Origin of the sequence: Nonomuraea sp. N2-4H (assembly GCF_045291505.1) — a bacterium.
In the GTDB taxonomy this organism is placed as follows: Bacteria; Actinomycetota; Actinomycetes; order Streptosporangiales; family Streptosporangiaceae; genus Nonomuraea; species Nonomuraea fastidiosa.
On sequence record NZ_CP147987.1, the window covers coordinates 6,335,167 to 6,354,344 of the forward strand.

A 19,178-nucleotide genomic window follows, 5' to 3' on the forward strand; every position below is an offset into this window, starting at 1 on the left:
CGGCAGCCTACTGGACCGGGCCTGAGGTGAGGCGGTGGGCGAGCCAGGCTAGGGCAAGCGGATAGCGGTATTCGATGCCGCCATGACCTGCGTCGAAGAGCTCGAAGTGCACCCGGTCGTCCGGCACGCCCGCCGCCTCCACGGCGCGCCGGAACGCCACGGCGCCGAAGTCGAGAAAGTATTCGTCGCGGCGGCCGGCGTCGATCCAGATCGCCCGCATGGAACGCAGCGCATCGGCGTGTCGCGGCTCGCCGGCCATCACCACCGGGTCGTGGGCGAGCCAGCGCTGCCACACCTCGGGCACGACCGCGCCCGTGTCGTCGAACGGCAGCCGTACGGTGCCGTCGTCGTCGGCGGAGTAGGCGGCCGCGTAGGCGTACATCTCCAGCAGCTCCAGGTCGCCCTCCTTGGTGCCGGCGAGCCGGCTGCGGAAGTCGGCGAGGAAGGCGTCGTAGGAGCCGTCGTACATGTCGCGCAGCCGCCGCGCCAGCGCCGGGAACGTGCGCCGCATGCTCACCTCGAACAGCGCGTCACCGGCGTGGGTGGCCAGCGCGCCGAACACGTCGGGCGCCAGCATCGCGGTCACCATCGCGCCGTAGCCGCCGCTGGACTTGCCGGTGACCGCGCGGTGGTCGCGGTCGGCGATCGTGCGATAGTGCGCGTCGACGTACGGGACGATCTCGTCGCGCAGGTACGAGTGGTAGCGGCCGGTGGCCGGCGAGTCGAGGTATTGGCTGCCGCCGAGCGAGGTCCAGGCGTCGACGTAGACGACGATGGCGGGCGGCACGTCGCCCTCGGCGAACAGGGCGTCGGCCAGCTCGGGGTACGGCTGGCGGAACGGCGTCCTGTTGAACCACATGGCGACGTGGCCGGTGTAGCCGAGCAGCACGTAGATGGTGGGATAGCGGCGATCGGGCGCGTCGTCGTAGCCGGGCGGCACGTAGACGACGAGCGGCCGCTCGTGCGGGTCGCCGAGGGGGTTGCCGCGCAGCAGCGCGCTGTCGACGACGTGGTGGTCGAGGCGTCCTGCGAGGTCGGCGGACCAGGGCAGCATGCGGGATCTCCTCGGGGAGCGTGCGGACTCGGCCGGGCGGCGGAAACGTACGGCAGCATGATGCCGCACGCCACCGACGAAAACCGGGCCGAACGCCGGTGGCCCGCCCGGCTCAGGCCGAGCGGCGGCAGAAGCCGCGGTGCCCGCGCCCGCCAGGTCCGGTCACCATGCGGCCCACCCCGCACAGCCGGGCCGTCCCGTTCAGCCGACCGAGGAGGTCACGGTCTCCACGCCCGCCTGGCCCACCGACCGGCCCGAGACCAGTACGAGCGCGAGGTTGCGCAGGTCGGAGAGACGCTCAAGGGGGTTCCCCGCGACCGCGATGATGTCGGCCCGCTTGCCGGGGTCGAGGCTGCCGGCTACCTCGCCCACCCCGCAGGCGTCGGCGGCCAGTACGGTGGCCAGCTCGATGATCTCGGCGTTGCCGTAACCGGCCATCGCGAACACCTCGAGCCCGCCCACGTACCCGTCGGTCCTGTTGGCCACGTCGCCCACCGCGAACCCGGCGTCCGTGCCCGCGATCTGCCGCACCCCGGCCTCCCGCATGCTCGCCACACCCGCCAGCCAGGCGTCGAGCATCTCCTGCCCGTGCACCTTCCTCACGCGGTGGAACGCGCCGTGCACGGTCGGGCAGACGTACGTGCCGCTCGCCGCGACCAGCTCGACCAGCTCCGGGTCGTAGCGGTGGCCCGACGGGGTGAAGAACGTGCAGTGCTCGATCGTGGTGACGCCCGCCTCGACGCTGCCGCGGATGGCGGCGTGCGCATGCGCGTGGGCGGCGACGCCCTTGCCGCGCGACGCGGCCTCCTCGACCACGGCGCGAAGCTGCTCGGTGCCGTACTGCGGGACCCAGCTCGGCGGCGCGCCCGGCGTCATCTGACCACCTGAGGCCATCACCTTGAGGCAGTCGGCCCCGGCGCGCAGGTTCTCCCTGGCCACCCTGCGGATGGCGGCCTCGTCGTCGGCCTCGCCGCCCATGTACCAGCAGTGGCCGCCGGTGATGGTGATCGGCCTGGTGGCGGCCACGATGTGCGGCCCGACGGCCAGGCCCTCCTCGATGGCGTCGCGCAGCTCCAGGTCGAGGAAGTCACGCGCGCCCAGATCGCGGGCGGTGGTGACGCCGGCGGAGACGAGCTTGCGGGCGTTCTCGGCCATCCGCAGCAGCAGGTGAGCGTCGCTTTCGGGGCTGCGCCGCGTCACCGGATCGACCTTGTCGTCGAAGCCCAGGTGAACGTGCGCGTCGACCAGGCCGGGCAGCACCGTGTGGCCCGGCAGGTCGATCACCTCCGCCGCCGCGGCCGCCTCTCCGGCGCTGCCGCGCGGCCCCACGGAGACGATGCGCGACCCGTCGATGAGGACCTCGCCGTCGGCGATCGTCTCTCCGGGACGTCCGGTGAGCACCCTGGACGCGCGAATGATCCTCATACGTCCCAGCGTGCCACGGCCCTGAAGGCGGCGAGAAGGTTCGCAGTGCTCGCCCTCTGGAGGCATCGTCATCCCGGAGGACCAATCCTGCCGCGCTCTCCCGGACCGTCGCCAACGACCCACCGGCCATTCCACTGACCGCTCCGGCCTCCGGCCGCACCGTAGCCGGGCACGCCGAGTCCGAAGCCTTCTGCCCCGGGCATTGAACGTCGCAGAGAGCCCGCGGTGTCCCGTGGCTAGCCGCAGGAGGGGCTCGTGCTGGTGACGCGGCATTCGCGCACCGCCCGGATCGGCTGGCCCGCCTCAACGCTCATGAGCCATACGGTGCGCCCCTGGGCGTCGTGCTCGGTGAGGTGAGAGGAGAAGGTCACCTTGCCCGAGGCCCCGTCGAAATCCAGGCCACGCAGGTTGTAGTGCACACCGCTGCGTATGTCGAGGGCGTCAGGACTTTGGTTGCGGTAGGTGTTGAACGCCGTCATGACGGCCTCGACGGCATCCCAGCCGAACGCGGCGTGTACGAACGAGTAGTTGCGTGTGACCTTGTCCGCCCACTGCCGCAGCTGCACCTGGTTCTGATTGGCCGAGGAGCCCCTGGCGTCGGTGAGGGACACGAACGACATGGTGACGCTGTGCTTCGCGCCGTCGCGGTGCACCTCGTTGGCGATGCGCCCGGTGACGTCGTCGGACGCCAGCAACCGGACGCCCCGGCTCTCGCACGAGGCGCCCCATGAGCGCTTGACGGTGTCCAGGAAGTCGGCTCTGCCGGTGTAGTAAAGCACCTTGGCATTGGACCGGCACGCGGTCCGGATCGCGTCATCGAGCGAGGCGTCATCGGAGAACTCGAAGGCCGTCTTCTTCCCCCGATACTCACTGAGGAACAGGTTTCGCAGATCCTGGCTGTAGAGCTCGTTGTCCTCTCGTTGCCAGATGACGGCCACCTCGGGCTTCTTGCCCACCTTCGGGTCGAGCCCGATCCGCTCGAGCCAGTGCACGGTGGCTTTCACCTGCATGCTGTCCACAACCGCGAGGCGATAGAAGTACGGCGATCGCTTCTTCCCCTCACCCGCGATCTGGTCGACGGTGGTCACCGTGCTGACCATCGGAATGTCCGCCTTCGTCAGCTCCGCCACCGCACTCTTCACCTCATCGCGACTCCAGGCGAATCCGACGACGGCCGCCAACGACTGATCGTCTCTGGCGAATCTCGCGATCCCGGTGGCCGCTTCCTTCGCACCGACGAAATCCTGACCGGTATTGGCGAACAGCACCTTGATCTTCCAGTCGGATTTGCCTTTGTTGAAGTCCGCTTGATAGGCGCCGACGCCGGCCAGTTCGCCGGCGACCGCCGCCATCTGACCGTCTTTGAACTGGGCATTGGGCTTCGTGGTCAGTGGACCGAAATACGCGATCTTGATGATCTTCGAGCCGAAGGGGATCGCGGCGTTCTGCTGCTCGATCTTGTGCGCCACCGGTTGCACCATCTCATGCGGCTCTATCTGGTCCAGCGAGCCGAGACCGACGCACTGTTCATCGACTTGACGCAGTTCAGAACCGCATCCGAAGGTTTCCACCGTGACCGCCGTCACCGGAGCGGCCACCAGCGCGAACACGAACGCCCAGAAGCCCATCGCCCTTAGCGGACGTAGCTTCACCAGCGCGTTGCCGCCGCCGCTGTCGCCGAGCGTTCTCGGGGTGTATATGAGATACGGGCTCGGCTGAAGTCGGCGCATGGCCTCTTGCCACTTGCCGTAGGGATCCCCCGACTTTTTCGTCTTACCTTTACTGGAATCATTCTTGCCGTTATCGGCTCTGACAAGAGGGCGACGTGGATTCGGTGCCGTCGACGTGGAGACGACCAGCAGTAGCGGACTGCGCTGCCCGGTATCGACCCTGACCTCCTCGACCAGTTCCATGAACCGGCGCTCCGGCGTGCCGGGCTCGGCGTTCTTGATGCCCACCACGGGATAGGTGTGCCGCCCCCAGCCAGGCCACGACCACCCGAAGGGGTGCCGCCGGTAAGCTTGGCGAAGGTCCTCTAGGAATGCGGCGACGAGCAGCCGCTCAAGCTGCGGCTCGGCCGCCATCCTGAGAAAACCTGCATAGTCGGCGAGTCTATCTCCTTCAGCACGCTGCAAATATGGCGCATGATAGAACCAGCGGCAAGAGATTTTGCCACGAATCAAGAGCACCGCATGCAGCAACGCGACGCTGACGGCGACAATCGGGCTGACCGACCAGAGGACCAAATTGACACCGTCCATGAACTGTTGCAGCCCGAAAGCCGCAAGCCCTGAGGCCGGCAGCCAGGTCGTCACGGTCCTGCCGATATAATCAGCCCAGCGTTGCAGCTCCTGGCCCTTGGACTTCTTTTTCCTTCGCCAGGCAAAGAACCGTTGCCGGCCGCCGTCTGCCGATTTTTCGTCCCGCAAGGCCCAGAGGATGAAGTCGGTTCGCGGGAAACGAGGAGGCGGAAGCAGCGTGCCGGGGACCCATCGCGCCAGGCTAGAGCTCAGGCCGTCGATGATTGCCTTCACGTCCGGCTTCTTGTCGGCGTCCAGGTTGACCTCTATGACAGTGCACTGCGCCCACCGGTTGAGCAGCTTCACATCATCAATCGCCTTATCAGCTGCCGGCCCGGTGAACACCAAGATCGGCCTACCCCCTCTCTCGCGAATATGGAGGGACGTCGCGCAGTGTTGATTATCAACTGGTATGCAGAGGTACTCGGCATGCGTGATCAATCCTCCCCATTGATGCCCGCCTGCACGACTCGGTGCAGCAGAGGGTACTCGGATCGCGCTGCCACATGGACAAAAACCGGCAATCAACTCTGAGGCTTGTCCACAAGCGTTCACTTATGAGATTAAGTCGTATATTTATGAATTTTATGCCGTTTTCAGATACTTGGAACGCTTGTCCAGTTTGGTAGGGTTTGTTGATCGCCTCGAAAGATCACTTTTCGCTCGGCGGGGCCTTTTTCGCCGAACCCCGGTAACGCTCGGCGTCGTACCGGCGATCGTTGTCCTCCAGCTTGGCGTGCGCCGCCGCCATCAGATCGACACCCAGCACGTCGGCCAGCCGCACCAGGTAGAGCGTGACGTCCCCCAGCTCCTTGCGGATGCGGGCCAGCGTCTCAGGGTCGGGGCGCGCCGACTCCTCGGCGGTCAGCCACTGGAACTCCGCCACCAGCTCCCCCACCTCGCCGGCCAGCGCCATTGCCAGGTTCTTCGGCGTGTGGAACTGCTCCCAGTCTCTGACCCGCGCGAACTCGCGCAGCCGCGCGGCCAGGCACTCCAACTCGCTCGTCACGTCTCAGGACCCTACCGAGCCGTACCTGCGCGTCGCCGAGGCGTGAACGGCGGCACGATAAGCGGCCTGCGCACCCGTCCGGACGCGGCCGTGAGCGAGATCACCGCGTACGGGCCTGCCGCGAAGAACCGTTTCCGCCGCCGTCGCCCGGGCCGCCCGGCCCGGCCCGCAGCCCTACTGCGTCGCGGCCTTCAGCAGCACGCGCAGCCGCCTCACGGCCTCCTCGTCGCCTGAAACTTTCAGCGCCGCGTCGTCCCCGCGGCCCCACAGCCACAGCAGCGTCTCCTGCGCGGGCCCCGACACCACGGCGTGCGCCTCGGCGTCGTCGGAGATGTCGATGCCCGACGGCGCCATGCGGACCGTCCAGCGCCGGCCGCCCGCCTCGATCGCCACCGCCCTGCCATCGGCGGCCGTGAGCGCTTCGCCCAGCTCGTCGGGCCAGGTGGCGGCGACATAGGCCAGGAACGCCACCAGCACCTCGTCGATGCCGTCGAGCGCCAGGTCGTCGGGGATCGGCGTGATCGGCACTCCCGCCGCCAGCTCGGCGTCCACCCGATGGACGACGGTCTCCAGCGCCATCCTGCGGATCCAGAAGCCGACCGTCCGGTCCGGCGCGTACCAGGTGAAGCTCGCGTCCTCGGGCTTGCGCGCGGCGAACTCGGCCCGCAGCTCTCGCAGGCCGCGGTCGAAGTCGCCGGCGGGCTCGTCGGGGTCGGGCTCCGGAGGCCAAGGGTCGGGCCAGCCGTTCAGCCGCATCGCCTCGACCTTGTGCAGGAACACCTCCCCCACGTGGAAGAGCAGGTCGGACGCCGTCCAGCCTGGACAGGACGGCACGGGGGCGGCGAGGTCGCGCACGGCGGCCGCCCGCAGGCGGTCGCAGTCGGCGTCGAGCAGCTGAAGGTAGCGGGTGAATTCCATCTCGTGATTCAAACACGCATTCGATTGGCGCGCCACCACATGCCGAATTTTTTGCGGTTCGCCACTTCGGGCACGCTCGCCTGAACCGCGCCTCGCCCTCTGAGCAGGTTCGCGTGAACCGCGCCTCGCCACGTCAGGCGAGCCCGTGCCAACCACGCCTCGCCATGTCAGTGCGGGTTCGTGTGAACCGCGGCTCGCCGCCGTACGCCTCACAGCAGGCCACGGCTCAGCACCGCCGGCTCGCGCCCGTGAACAGGCGCGGCCGGCCGCCGCCCCCGCGGATCAGCCTTCGTAGCGGGCCGTGCTCTCCCTGACGATCAGCTCCGTGGCGAGCTCCACCCGCTTGGTCTCCGGCACCTCCCCGTGCCCCATCGCCAGCACCGTCTTGGTGGCCAGCGCGGCCATCTCCTGGAGCGGCTGGCGGACGGTGGTGAGCGGCGGCCAGGCGGACTTGGCCAGGGGCAGGTCGTCGAAGCCGACGACGCTGAGGTCTTCGGGAACGCGCAGGCCGCGCTGGCGGGCCGCCTCGAAGACGCCGAAGGCCATCAAATCGCTGGCGGCGAAGATGGCGGTGGGCGGCTCGGGCAGGGACAGCAGGGCGTGGCCCTCGTCGTGGCCGGACTCGACGAGGAAGGTGCCGCGCCGGATGAGCTCGGGCACGACGGGCAGCCCGGCGGTTTCCAGCGCGGCGCGGTAGCCGTCGATGCGGGCCTGGCTGCACAGCATGTCGGCCGGGCCGCTGATCATGCCGATGCGGCGGTGGCCGAGCTCGATGAGGTGGCGGGTGGCGGCGAGGCCGCCGTTCCAGTTGGTGGCGCCGACGGAGACGACACCGGGCGCGGGCTCGCCTTCGGGATCGACCACCGCGAACGGCAGCGAGCGGGCACTGAGCTGGGCCTGGATGCCGGTGGACAGGCGGGAGGCGACGATGACGACGCCGTCGGTCCGCCGCGCGGCCAGGCGTTCGAGCCAGTCGCGGCCGGGGCCCGCATGGGTGTGCAGGACGGAGATGACGACGCTGGCACCGGCGTCGTGTGCGGCGCTCTCGGCTCCGCGCACGATCTCCATGGCCCAGGGCGACTCGATCTCGGCGAAGACGAGGTCGACCAGGCCGGCCGGGGTGTCGTCCTGGCTGATGCGCCGCTGGTAGCCGTGCTCTTGGAGCAGGCGTTCGACGCGGTGGCGGGTCGCCGGAGCGACCTCCGGACGCCCGTTGATGACCTTTGAGACCGTGGGGATGGATACGCCGGCCTCTTGGGCGATCAGTGCGATCGTGACCCGCCTCTTCGCTGCTGACACAAATCGGGAGTGTATCCGAAAGTTTCGGTTTGGGATCGCTCACACGGCAGGTGTTGACGCTTTACGTGGCGTTTACCTACGATCACGGCAACGAAACTATCGGGGGGTTCACGAAAGTTTCAATACGCCAGCTGAGGAAGGAACCCCATGAAACGCAGTCTGGTGATACTCGCAACCGCCGTGCTCGTGGCCGGTTGCAGTGGCGGTGGTGGTGGGGAGTCCGCTCCTCAAGAAGAAGGCGGCGCTCCCCAGAAGGTGACGCTCGAGTGGTGGCACCTGTCGACGGCGGATCCGCTCAAGACGCTGTGGGACAAGCGCGCCAAGGAGTTCATGGCCGCGAACCCGCATGTCACGATCAAGGCGACGGTCCTGGAGAACGAGGCCTACAAGGCCAAGCTCACCACGATCACGCAGTCGGGCAAGGCGCCCGACATCTTCGCCACCTGGGGCGGCGGCGTGCTCAAGCAGCAGATCGACGCCGGCCTGGTCAAGGACATCTCGCAGGACGTCGCCGACGTGCTGCCGAACTTCACGCCCGCCTCGCTGAGCGCGTACCAGGTGGACGGCAAGACGTACGGTCTGCCGACCGACATCGGCCTGGTGGGCTTCTGGTACAACAAGAAACTCTTCAAGCAGGCGGGCATCGACGAGCCGCCCACGACCTGGTCGGCGTTCCTTGAGGACGTCAAGAAGCTCAAGGCGTCCGGGACCATCCCGATCGCCCTGGCGGGCAAGGAGAAGTGGCCGGGCCACTACTACTGGGCCTACCTCGCGCTGCGCATCGGCGGCCTGGAGGCGCTCAAGCAGGCCGAGACCGATCACGACTTCACCAAGCCCGACTTCATCGAGGCGGGCCGGCAGGTGAAGGCGCTGGCCGACCTGCAGCCGTTCCAGAAGGGCTTCCTCAACGCGGCGTACTCGTCGCCCGACGGCCAGGCCGCGCTGGTCAGCAACGGCAAGGCCGCCATGGAGCTGATGGGCCAGTGGGCGCCCGCCACGCAGAACGACGCGGGCAAGGGCCTCGGCGACGACCTCGGCTTCTTCAAGTTCCCCGCGGTCGAGGGCGGCAAGGGCTCGATCGACGACGCGTTCGGCGGCGGCGGCGGGCTGGCCGTGGGCGCGGACGCGCCGAAGGAGGCCGTCGAGTTCGTCAAGTTCATGACCCAGATGGACAAGCACTCCGAGGCCGTGGAGGCCGGCGGCGTGCTGCCGGTGCTCAAGGGCGAGGAGAGCGCGGTCAAGGACCCGAACCTCAAGGAGGTCGCGGAGTCGCTGGCGAGCGCCAGCGGCTACCAGCTCTACCTGGACCAGGCCTACCCGCCCGCGGTCGGCGCGCAGGTGAACGACAGCGTCGCCGAGCTGTTCGCCGGGACGAAGACACCGGAACAGGTCGGCGCCGAAATCACCGAAGTGGCCAAGAGCGAAGGATGACGACGCTCACGAGAGGGCCGGAGGCGGTCAAGCTTCCGGCCCCCGCCCCTGCGACGAAGCGACGTGGCCGGTGGATCAGCATCGTGCTGTTCCTGCTCCCCGCGCTGGTGCTGTTCCTGCTGCTGGTCGTGGCCCCCATGCTGGTGGCCGTCTACTCCAGCGCCTTCAAGTGGAACGGCTTCGGCGGCCTGCCGACCGACTTCATCGGCCTGGACAACTTCACCCGTCTCTTCACCAGCGAGATCTTCGCCCAGGACCTGTGGCACCTGCTGGTCCTGGTGCTGTTCTCGATCTGCATCCAGCTGCCGTTCTCGCTGGCCATCGCCATGCTGCTGAACCAGCGCATCCGCGGCAGGACGCTCTACCGGGTGGTGTTCTTCGCCCCGTACGTGCTCAGCGAGGTCATCACGGGCGTGCTGTTCTCGCTGATCCTCTCGCCCGGCTCCGGCATGGCGAACCAGATCCTCTCGCTGGTCGGCCTGGAGTCGGAGTGGCTGGCCGACCCCGACACCGTGATGCCGTCGCTGTTCCTGGTCATGACCTGGAAGTACTTCGGCTTCCACATGATGATCTACCTGGCGGGGCGGCAGAACATCCCGAACGAGCTGATCGAGGCCGCCCAGATCGACGGGGCGACGGGCTGGAAAACGTTCAGGTACGTGACGCTGCCGCTGCTCGGCCCGACGATCCGGATCAGCGTCTTCCTGTCGGTCATCTACACGATCCAGCTCTTCGACCTGGTCTGGATCCTGACGGGCGGCGGGCCCTCGCACTCGTCGGAGACGATGGCGGTCACCATGATGGAGTGGGGCTTCAAGCGCTCCCAGGTCGGCTACGCCAGCGCGATCAGCGTCGTGATGTTCGCGCTCAGCCTCGTCTTCGCCCTCCTCTACCAGCGTTTCGTGATGCGCCGCGACCTTGAGGGCGCGACCACCTCGATGGGAGACAGGCGATGAGCAGCAGGACAAAGCCGCTCAAGAGGCGGCGCAACACGCTGCCGCTGCACGTGATCGCGGTGATCGTGGGCGCCTTCATGGTCGCCCCGGTCGTGTACGCGCTGCTCGGCGGCTTCAAGGACAACAGCGAGCTGTCGGAGAACCCGTTCGGGCTGCCCGCGACGTGGATCACCGCCAACTACACCGACGTGCTCGGCTCGCTGTCCTTCTGGCGGCAGATGTGGAACAGCACGTTCATCGCGGTCGCCACGACCGTGCTGACGGTGGCGCTGTCAGCGCTGGCCGCGTTCGTCTTCGCCCGGTTCGCCTTCCGCGGCAGGGAGCTGTTCTTCACGCTCTTCACGGCCGGGCTGATGTTCCCGTTCGCGGTGGCGATCCTGCCGATCTTCGTGCTGCTGCGCACGCTGGGGCTGCTGGACAACCCCATGGGTGTGATCCTCACGCAGGCGGCCTTCGGGCTGCCGCTGACGATCATCATCCTGCGCGGCTTCTTCCGCAGCATCCCCGGCGAGATCGAGGAGGCCGCCACGCTCGACGGGTGCTCGCCGTTCGGGTTCTTCTGGCGCATCCTGCTGCCGATGGCCAAGCCCGCCATCGCCACCGTCTCCGTGCTGGCCATCGTGGGGAGCTGGAACAACTTCATGCTCCCGCTGGTGGTGTTCAGCGACGAGACGAGCTGGACGCTGCCGCTCGGCATCCAGCAGTTCCAGGGACAGTACGCCTCCGACACCGCGCGCATCCTGGCCTACCTGATCCTGGCCATGGTGCCCGCGCTCGCTTTCTACGCCATCGCGGAACGACACCTTGTCGGTGGGCTCACCGCCGGCGCGACGAAGGGGTGAGTGAGTCCATGCTGCACGTGTCAGGGACCCGTCTGGTCACCGAGGACGGCACGCCGGTACGGCTGCGCGGGGTCGGCCTCGGCGGCTGGATGAACATGGAGAACTTCATCACCGGCTATCCGGCCAACGAGTCCGCCATGCGCGAGGCCGTGCGCGCCGTGCTGGGCGACGAGCGGGCGGAGCTGTTCTTCGAACGGCTGCTGACCTCGTTCTTCACCGAGAAGGACGCCGACCTGCTGGCCGGGCTGGGCATGAACTGCGTGCGCATCCCGGTCAACTACCGCCACTGGGAGTCCGACGACCGGCCGATGGAGATCGACCCGCGCGGCTTCCGGCACCTCGACCGGGTCATCGACATGCTGGGCGAACGCGGCATCTACAGCGTGATCGACCTGCACGCGCTGCCCGGCGCGCAGAACCAGCACTGGCACAGCGACAATCCCACCCACGTCGCCGCGTTCTGGCAGCACCGGCACTTCCAGGACCGGGCGGTGCACCTGTGGGAGGTGATCGCCGACCACTACCGCGACCACCCGTGGGTCGCCGGATACAACCCGGCCAACGAGCCGGCCGACGTGTCGGGGAAGGTGATCGGGCCGTTCTACGACCGGCTGGTGAAGGCGATCAGGGCGACGGATCCGCACCATGTGCTGTTCCTGGACGGCAACCGCTACTCCACCGACTTCTCGATATTTCGGGAGGTGTACGAGAACACGGTCTTCGTCATGCACGACTACGCGCTGGCCGGGTTCGCGCATGGAGGCCCGTACCCCGGCTACACGCGCGGCGAGTGGTGCGACCGCGACGAGCTGGAGCGCACGTTCGCCAAGCGCTCAAGCTTCCAGCGGGAGACCGGCACGCCGCTGTGGGTGGGCGAGTTCGGGCCCGTCTACACCGGCGACCCCGCCGTGGACGAGCAGCGCTACCAGATCCTGCGCGACCAGCTTTCGATCTACGACGAGCAGGACGCGGGCTGGTCGCTGTGGACGTACAAGGACGTCGGCCTGCAGGGCCTGGTACACGCGACGGGGGCGTACCTGGACCGGTTCGGCGAGGTCATCGCCAAGAAGCGGCGGCTCGGCGTGGACCGCTGGGGCTCCACGATGGAGGAGTGCGCGGACGCGCTCGCCCCGCTGCACGCGCTGGTCGAGACCGAGTTCCCCGACTGGGATCCCTACCCGTGGGGCGCCCGCTACCAGACCGACGACCTGATCAGGCACATCCTGCTGGCCCAGGCGATGCTGCCGGAGTACGCCGAGCGCTTCCGCGGGCTCGGCGACGACGAGCTGATCGAGCTGGCCGACTCGTTCCTGCTGGAGCACTGCGTACGCCGCGAGCCCCTGCTGGAATTGCTGTCGGCGAACCTCCAGGGCTGAGACCCCGGATTTGTCGGGCGGATCTAGTAGAACAGGAGCCGCTGTAACCCCCGACATCCGAGGATCATCCGTGCTCTTCGACGACCAACCCAGCCACGACGACACTTATGACGACTTCTACGCCGGGCTCCCCGTGTACTCCGTGCTGTCCGAGGAGAGCCTGGTGAAGTCGCCACCCCCGGATCCGGGGGCGGTCGCCTGGAAGCTCCAGGCGAGCGAGTGGAGCGAAGAGGTCCCCGACGACATCATGGAGGTCCTCGGCTGGTTCTTCGACCACGCCGACACGGCGAAGGTCAAGGCGATCGTGATCGGCGAGTGGGAGGAGAACGCCGACCAGAGCTCCGAGCAGATCGTCAAGCTGCTCGCCGACAACGCGGGCCGGCTGCCCGAGCTGCGCTCGATCTTCCTCGGTGCGATCTCGCCCGAGCAGTCGGAGATCTCCTGGATCCAGCAGTCCGACGTCACGCCGCTGCTGACGGCCTTCCCCCGGCTGGAGCGGCTGGAGGTGCGCGGCGGGTCGGAGCTGCGCTTCCCCCCGGTGCGCCACGAGTCGCTGCGCGTGCTCAGGTTCGAGACCGGCGGCCTGCCCGCCACGGTCGTCCGCGGGGTCGGCGACTCCGACCTGCCCGCTCTGGAACACCTGGAGCTCTGGTTCGGCATCGACGATTACGGCGGCGACTCCACGGTCGACGACGTCGCCGGCATACTCTCCGGCGCGCGGCTGCCCGCGCTGCGCTACCTCGGCCTGCAGAACTGCCCGTACGCCGATGAGCTGGCCGGTGCGGTGGCGGCCGCCCCGGTCGTGGCCCGGCTGGAGACGCTGAGCCTGTCGATGGGCTCGCTCGGCGACGACGGCGCGGCGGCCCTGCTCAGCGGCCAGCCGCTCACCCACCTGCGCCGGCTCGACCTGCGCCACCACTACCTCGGCGAGGCCATGGCCGCCCGCGTGACGGCGGCGCTGCCGGGCGTCGAGGTCCTGCTCGGCGAGCCCGCCGACCCCGAGGACTACTGGCAGTACGTCGCGGTGAGCGAGTGAGGCCGGCATGACCCACGAGCCGGCCGTCACCGACCCGGGGGCCACCTTCCTCGCCGACCCCGACATCTACGGCGGCGAACACTTCGCCGGCCTGCCGGTCAAGCCGTTCGACGCGGCGCTCTGCGAGCCTCCCGAGCGGGTCGCCTGGGAGGTCACCGACTTCGACGACCTCCACGGGAGCGGGAGCGTCCTGCCCAACGGGCTCGACGAGCTGCTCGGCCACGTCGGGCCCGAGCGCGTGCGGGCCCTGGCGGTCTCCGGCTACAGCGTGGCCCAGGCGCCTGAGGGGCTGGCCCGCTACGCCGACCGGCTGCCCGCGCTGCGCGCGGTCTTCCTCGGGTTCATGCCCACCGAGATGTGGGAGCTGTCGTGGATCGGGCACGGCGACATCACGCCGGTCCTGGAGGCGTATCCGCTGCTGGAGCGGCTGGAGGTGCGCGGCTCGGAGGGGCTGGTGATGCAGCCCGTCGTTCACGACCATCTCAAGGTGCTGCGGTTCGAGACCGGCGGCCTGCCCGGCGTCGTGGTCAGGGCCGTGGGCGCGAGCTCGTTCCCCGCGCTTGAGCACCTGGAGCTGTGGCTCGGCACCGCGGCCTACCACGGCGACAACACCCTCGCCGACCTCGACGGGGTGCTGTCCGGCTCGCGCCTGCCCGCGCTCAAGCGGCTCGGCCTGCGCAACAGCGAATACCAGGACGACATCGCCGCCGCCATGGCCACCGCGCCCGTGGTGGCCGGGCTGGAGGAGCTCAGCCTCGGCCGGGGCACGCTCACCGACCGCGGCATGGAGGCGCTGCTCGTTCGGGCAGCCGCTGACCCACCTGCGGGTGCTCGACCTGCACCATCACTTCCTCAGCGAGCCCATGGCCGAACGGGTGCGCAAGGCGCTGCCCGGCGTGACCATCGAGCTGACCCGGGCGCCCGACCTGCCCGGCGACGGCACCCCCTACATCGCGGAGTGGGAGTGACGGTGCGCTTCGCCGTGGTCGGCACGCCGGGAGACCGGCGGGTCACGCTGTTCCGCGACGCCGTAGTGGCGCGCGGGCTCGCCGAGCCCTGCGTCGTGCCCTGGCACGACGTGCTCGCCGGGCGGGAGATCGGCGCGCCCGATGGCGCGCTGCTGCGCATCGACTCTCCCGGCGAGGACGCGCGGGCCGACGAGCTGCTGCGCGGCCCCGGTGACCCGGCGCGGGTCGGGGGCGGCGCGACCTGGCACAAGACGTTCAGCGCCGGGCTCGACCGGGTGGCGGCGATCCCGGGCGTGCGGCTGCTCGGCGACGTCGAAGAGATCAAGGTGATGTTCGACAAGCGGCGCTGCCACGCGGTGCTGGCGGCGGCCGGGGTGCCGGTGCCCGAGGCGTTCGAGACCCGCTCGTACGACGAGCTGCGCGCGGAGATGGCGCGGCGGGGCTGGGCCAGGGTGTTCGTCAAGCCCGCCCACGGCTCGTCGGCGTCCGGCGTGATCGCCTTCCAGACCCACGCGGGCCAGGTCCGCGCGGTCACCTCGGCCGTCTGGATCGGCGGCGTGCTGTGCAACTCGCTGCGGGTCAGGACCATCACCGAGGAGGCGGAGGTGCGCCGGCTGGTCGACGTGCTGGCTCCTGACGGGCTGCACGTCGAGCGGTGGTTTCCCAAGGCGATGACCGGCGGGCGGGCGTTCGACCTGCGGGTGGTGACGGTGGCGGGCACTCCCACCCACGCCGTCGTGCGGACCAGCCGCGTCCCCATGACCAACCTGCATCTCGGGGGCGCGCGCGGCGACCTCGACGTCGTACGCCGCCGGGCCGGGCTGTGGGAGCGGGTGCTGGAGGTGTGCACCGCGGTGGCCCGGTGCTTCCCTGGCAGCCTGACCACGGGCGTCGACGTGATGGTGGGGGCCGACTGGCGGTCGGTGGCGGTGGCGGAGGTCAACGCCTTCGGCGACCTCCTCCCGAGACTGGGGGACTTTTTAGGACATGGGCGTGACACCTATGCCGAACAGGTCGAGGCGGTGCTGAGTGGCCGGTTCTGACCTCGACACGAGCCTCGACATGAACACCATCGTGGGCACCCACGACCTGCTCATGATCACCCTTGACACCCTGCGCTACGACGTCGCCGCCGCGCAGGCCGAGGCCGGGCTGCTGCCCAATCTGCTGCCGCCCGGCGTGCGCTGGGAGCGCCGGCACAGCCCCGGCAGCTTCACCTACGCCGCCCACGCCGCCATGTTCGCCGGGTTCCTGCCCACCCCGGTCACTCCCGGGCCTCATCCCCGGCTGTTCGCGGCCACGTTCCCCGGCAGCGAGACGACCGCGCCCGGCACGTGGGTGTTCGACGCGCCCGACCTGCCCACCGGCTTGGCACGGGCCGGCTACCACACCGTCTGCATCGGCGGCGTGGGCTTCTTCAACAAGCTGACCCCGCTAGGGTCGGCGCTGCCCGGCCTGTTCCGCGAGAGCCACTGGGAGCCGGAGTTCGGCGTCACCAACCCCGCCTCGCTGGAGCGCCAGATCGACCGCGCCGCCGAGGTGCTCGACCGCGTGCCCGGCCTGGTCATGCTCTTCCTCAACGTCTCGGCGCTGCACCAGCCCAACCACTTCTACCTGCCGGGCGCCCGCGAGGACTCCATCGACAGCCACGCCGCCGCCCTGCGCTACGTCGACCGGCACATCGGCCGCCTCTATGACCTCATGCGCCGCCGTCGCCGTCCGTGCCTGGCCATCGTGTGCTCCGACCACGGCACCGCGTACGGCGAGGACGGCCACACCGGCCACCGGATCGGCCACGAGGTGGTCTGGGCCGTCCCCTACACCCACTTTGTCCTGGAGAACCATGCGGCCGTATGAGGGCCCTTATCAGGGCTACGTCTACGCCTATCCCCACAAGACCGCCTACCGCCCTCTCGATCCGCGCCCGCACCTTGAGGAGGTCTGGGCCGGTGAGCGGCCTGGCGCCCTCTACGTGCACATCCCGTTCTGCGAGATGCGCTGCGGCTTCTGCAACCTGTTCACCCGCACCGGCGCCCCCGAGGAGCTGGTCACCGCCTACCTCGACGCGCTCGAACGCCAGGCCGGGCAGGTCCGCGACGCCCTGGAGGAGACGGCGTTCACCACGGCGGCCTTCGGCGGCGGCACCCCCACCTACCTCAGCGCCCGCGAGCTGACCCGCCTGTTCGACATCACCGAGCAGACGATGGGCGTCGATCTCACGCGCATCCCGCTGTCCGTCGAGACCTCGCCCGCCACCGCCACCCCCGACCGCCTGTCGGTGCTGACCGAACGCGGCGCCTCGCGCATCTCGATCGGCGTGCAGAGCTTCGTGCCGGAGGAGGCGCGCTCGGCCGTACGACCGCAGAAACGCGCCGAGGTGGACGCCGCGCTCGACGCCATCAGGGCCTCCGGAGTGCCGGTGCTGAACATCGACCTCATCTACGGCATCGACGGGCAGACGCCGCGCTCGTGGCGCTATTCGCTCGACACGGCGCTCGGCTGGCGGCCCGAGGAGATCTACCTCTACCCGCTCTACGTCCGGCCGCTGACCGGGCTCGGCAAGCAGGGGCGGGCCTGGGACGACCAGCGGCTCGAGCTGTACCGGGCGGGCCGCGACCACCTGCTGGCCGCCGGATACGAGCAGGTCTCGATGCGTATGTTCCGCCTGCCCGGCATCGAGTCAGGCACCGGCTACTGCTGCCAGACCGACGGCATGGTCGGCCTCGGCTGCGGCGCCCGCTCGTACACCAGCGGCCTGCACTACTCCTTCGAGTACGCCGTCGAGGCCCGGCACGTCCGCGCGATCATCGACGACTACATCGCCAGGGACGACTTCGACGTCGCCAACGTCGGCTTCGTCCTCGACGACGACGAGCGCAAGCGGCGCCACCTCATCCAGTCGCTGCTGCGCGCCGAGGGCATGTCGCGTTCCCTGTACGCCTCCCGCTTCGGCACCGACGTGCTCGACGACTTCCCGCTCGACGCGTTCGCCCCCTACCTGACGATCACCGACGAGACCATCACACTCACCCCAGAAGGGCTCGCCCGCTCCGACGCCATCGGACCCGCCCTGTTCTCGCCCCGCGTGCGGGCCCTCATGGAGTCCTACCGGCCATGCTGACCATCCTCTATCGCGGCCCGCTCGCGAGCTGCGACTACGACTGCGCCTACTGCCCGTTCGCCAAGCGCCGCGACACGCCCGAGCAGCTGCGCGCCGACCGGGCCGCGCTCGAACGCTTCACCGCCTGGGCCGCCGCGCAGGACGAGGAGCTGTCGATCCTGTTCACGCCGTGGGGCGAGGGGCTCGTCAGGTCGTGGTACCGGCGGGCCCTCGTCGAGCTGTCCTGGCTGCCTCATGTCGCCAAGGTGGCCATTCAGACGAATCTGAGCTGCCGTACCGAGTGGCTGGCCGAGGCGTCCGAGCGGGCCGCGCTGTGGGTGACGTACCACCCGACCCAGGTTCCCTATGAGCGGTTCCTGGCCAAGGTACGCTCCCTGCCGGTCCGCCACAGCGTGGGCATCGTCGGCGACCCGGCCCACCTGCCGCACGCCCGGCGGCTGCGCGCCGACCTGCCGCCCGAGACGTACCTGTGGGTCAACGCCGAGGAAGGCCGCCTCTACACCGACGACGAGGCCGCCGAGTGGACGGCCATCGACCCCCTCTTCCCCTACAGCCGCTTCCCGCACGCCAGCGCCGGCCTGCCCTGCCGCACCGGCAACACCGTGATCTCGGTCTACGGCGACGGGACCGTACGCCGCTGCCACTTCATCCCGGAGGTCTTGGGGAACCTGTACGACGGCTCGTACCGCGCCGCCCTCCGCCCCCGCCCCTGCCCCGCCACCGCGTGCGACTGCCACATCGGCTACGTCCACCTTGAGCCTTTGGGCCTGTACGACGTCTTCGCCGGCGGCATCTTGGAACGCATCCCCCACGCCTGGGGCACACCACCGGCCGCACGGAGTCACCCCACCGCCACCCCTGCACCGCAACACCCCTGCTCCAGCAGCGGTGAACCTGCCCCAGGACCCCTCCGCTGACCGCGAACCGCCCCTCGCCCGCGACTCGGGCATGGACGCTCGCCGCCGGCGACGTCCCGCTCAACGATCCGGCCCCACACCCCGCCTCCCCAAGACCCGGACGCCCGCCAGGCCAGGACTCCCGTCCGGCAGACGCTCATCACCACGCGCGCCAAGGCACTCGTAGCGGTTCCAGCACCCCGTTCCCGATGTGCACCCACACCCCAGGACCTGAGCCCGTGGCCGGCGCAGGCAAAGCCACCACGCGCAGCACCTCCACAGGCACGACCGATGGAGGCAAGGCCGGCTCGGGCGGGCCACCACATGCGGGCCCGGGGCGGGCAGGACCGCCACATGCGAACCCGGGGCAGGTAGGACCGCCACGCGCTGCGCATCTGCGAGTGATCCGTCGCGGGCTGGACCCGCACGGACGGACCCACGCGCGGACCAGCACGAGCAGGACTGCCACCACCGGGACCAGCGCGGCCGGACCGAAGCAGCGGCGTGGGCCGAGAGGAGGCAGCGCGAGCCGGGCCTGGCCAGGACA

The 19,178-nt window shown here is 69.4% G+C and carries 15 protein-coding genes; 9 read left to right on the plus strand and 6 right to left on the minus strand.

Annotation, left to right across the window (positions count from 1 at the left end):
• Positions 1–7: 7 nt before the first annotated feature.
• The 6 genes from WBK31_RS28980 to WBK31_RS29005 form a co-directional block, all read right to left on the minus strand.
• A complete protein-coding gene (locus WBK31_RS28980; protein ID WP_406673467.1) occupies positions 8–1,054 on the minus strand; it encodes an alpha/beta hydrolase-fold protein in 1,047 nt (348 codons plus the stop codon).
• Positions 1,055–1,255: 201 nt separating this feature from the next.
• Positions 1,256–2,479, minus strand: coding sequence for an amidohydrolase family protein (locus WBK31_RS28985; protein WP_406673468.1), 1,224 nt, complete (start codon positions 2,477–2,479; stop codon positions 1,256–1,258).
• A gap of 236 nt (positions 2,480–2,715) precedes the next feature.
• Positions 2,716–5,124, minus strand: coding sequence for an ABC transporter substrate-binding protein (locus WBK31_RS28990; RefSeq protein ID WP_364060700.1), 2,409 nt, complete (start codon positions 5,122–5,124; stop codon positions 2,716–2,718).
• Positions 5,125–5,431: 307 nt separating this feature from the next.
• Entirely contained in the window at positions 5,432–5,788 is a 357-nt protein-coding gene (locus tag WBK31_RS28995) for a nucleotide pyrophosphohydrolase (RefSeq protein ID WP_364060697.1), read from the minus strand.
• A 174-nt stretch (positions 5,789–5,962) separates the two neighbouring features.
• Positions 5,963–6,706 (minus strand): maleylpyruvate isomerase family mycothiol-dependent enzyme, encoded by a 744-nt coding sequence (locus WBK31_RS29000; RefSeq protein WP_406673469.1) that lies wholly within the window; start codon positions 6,704–6,706, stop codon positions 5,963–5,965.
• A gap of 282 nt (positions 6,707–6,988) precedes the next feature.
• Positions 6,989–8,005 (minus strand): LacI family DNA-binding transcriptional regulator, encoded by a 1,017-nt coding sequence (locus tag WBK31_RS29005; protein WP_364060691.1) that lies wholly within the window; start codon positions 8,003–8,005, stop codon positions 6,989–6,991.
• A gap of 147 nt (positions 8,006–8,152) precedes the next feature.
• Between WBK31_RS29005 and WBK31_RS29010 the strand changes: the two genes are divergently transcribed.
• From WBK31_RS29010 to WBK31_RS29050, 9 genes are all read left to right on the plus strand, one after another.
• Entirely contained in the window at positions 8,153–9,436 is a 1,284-nt protein-coding gene (locus WBK31_RS29010; RefSeq protein WP_378786705.1) for an extracellular solute-binding protein, read from the plus strand.
• Positions 9,433–10,392 carry a carbohydrate ABC transporter permease gene (locus tag WBK31_RS29015; protein WP_406673470.1) on the plus strand — a complete coding sequence of 320 codons (960 nt, stop codon included), beginning with the start codon at positions 9,433–9,435 and terminating at the stop codon, positions 10,390–10,392. The genes WBK31_RS29010 and WBK31_RS29015 overlap by 4 nt, the downstream gene beginning before the upstream one ends.
• Complete coding sequence (locus WBK31_RS29020; RefSeq protein ID WP_364060682.1) at positions 10,389–11,234, plus strand: carbohydrate ABC transporter permease; 846 nt, start codon at positions 10,389–10,391, stop codon at positions 11,232–11,234. Before WBK31_RS29015 ends, WBK31_RS29020 begins: the two co-directional genes overlap by 4 nt.
• A gap of 8 nt (positions 11,235–11,242) precedes the next feature.
• A complete protein-coding gene (locus WBK31_RS29025) occupies positions 11,243–12,610 on the plus strand; it encodes a cellulase family glycosylhydrolase (RefSeq protein ID WP_364060679.1) in 1,368 nt (455 codons plus the stop codon).
• 70 nt (positions 12,611–12,680) lie between these two features.
• The gene (locus WBK31_RS29030; RefSeq protein WP_364060676.1) at positions 12,681–13,646 is read left to right on the plus strand and encodes an STM4015 family protein; all 966 of its coding nucleotides are present in this window, start codon (positions 12,681–12,683) and stop codon (positions 13,644–13,646) included.
• Positions 13,647–13,653: 7 nt separating this feature from the next.
• A complete protein-coding gene (locus WBK31_RS29035; RefSeq protein ID WP_406673471.1) occupies positions 13,654–15,657 on the plus strand; it encodes an STM4014 family protein in 2,004 nt (667 codons plus the stop codon).
• A gap of 19 nt (positions 15,658–15,676) precedes the next feature.
• Entirely contained in the window at positions 15,677–16,471 is a 795-nt protein-coding gene (locus tag WBK31_RS29040; RefSeq protein WP_406675537.1) for an STM4013/SEN3800 family hydrolase, read from the plus strand.
• Entirely contained in the window at positions 16,458–17,735 is a 1,278-nt protein-coding gene (locus WBK31_RS29045) for an STM4012 family radical SAM protein (protein WP_364060667.1), read from the plus strand. Before WBK31_RS29040 ends, WBK31_RS29045 begins: the two co-directional genes overlap by 14 nt.
• Complete coding sequence (locus tag WBK31_RS29050) at positions 17,729–18,652, plus strand: STM4011 family radical SAM protein (RefSeq protein WP_406673472.1); 924 nt, start codon at positions 17,729–17,731, stop codon at positions 18,650–18,652. The genes WBK31_RS29045 and WBK31_RS29050 overlap by 7 nt, the downstream gene beginning before the upstream one ends.
• Positions 18,653–19,178: the final 526 nt, after the last annotated feature.

Excerpts from the sequence above, each read along its gene's own strand:
- WBK31_RS29025 (WP_364060679.1), top strand. The coding sequence starts at position 11,243 with ATGCTGCACGTGTCAGGGACCCGTCTGGTCACCGAGGACGGCACGCCG.
- WBK31_RS29020 (WP_364060682.1), top strand. The coding sequence starts at position 10,389 with ATGAGCAGCAGGACAAAGCCGCTCAAGAGGCGGCGCAACACGCTGCCG.
- WBK31_RS29000 (WP_406673469.1), bottom strand. The coding sequence starts at position 6,706 with ATGGAATTCACCCGCTACCTTCAGCTGCTCGACGCCGACTGCGACCGC.
- WBK31_RS28985 (WP_406673468.1), bottom strand. The coding sequence starts at position 2,479 with ATGAGGATCATTCGCGCGTCCAGGGTGCTCACCGGACGTCCCGGAGAG.
- WBK31_RS29035 (WP_406673471.1), top strand. The coding sequence starts at position 13,654 with ATGACCCACGAGCCGGCCGTCACCGACCCGGGGGCCACCTTCCTCGCC.
- WBK31_RS29045 (WP_364060667.1), top strand. The coding sequence starts at position 16,458 with ATGCGGCCGTATGAGGGCCCTTATCAGGGCTACGTCTACGCCTATCCC.
- WBK31_RS29015 (WP_406673470.1), top strand. The coding sequence starts at position 9,433 with ATGACGACGCTCACGAGAGGGCCGGAGGCGGTCAAGCTTCCGGCCCCC.
- WBK31_RS28980 (WP_406673467.1), bottom strand. The coding sequence starts at position 1,054 with ATGCTGCCCTGGTCCGCCGACCTCGCAGGACGCCTCGACCACCACGTC.
- WBK31_RS29040 (WP_406675537.1), top strand. The coding sequence starts at position 15,677 with ATGAACACCATCGTGGGCACCCACGACCTGCTCATGATCACCCTTGAC.
- WBK31_RS29050 (WP_406673472.1), top strand. The coding sequence starts at position 17,729 with ATGCTGACCATCCTCTATCGCGGCCCGCTCGCGAGCTGCGACTACGAC.
- WBK31_RS29010 (WP_378786705.1), top strand. The coding sequence starts at position 8,153 with ATGAAACGCAGTCTGGTGATACTCGCAACCGCCGTGCTCGTGGCCGGT.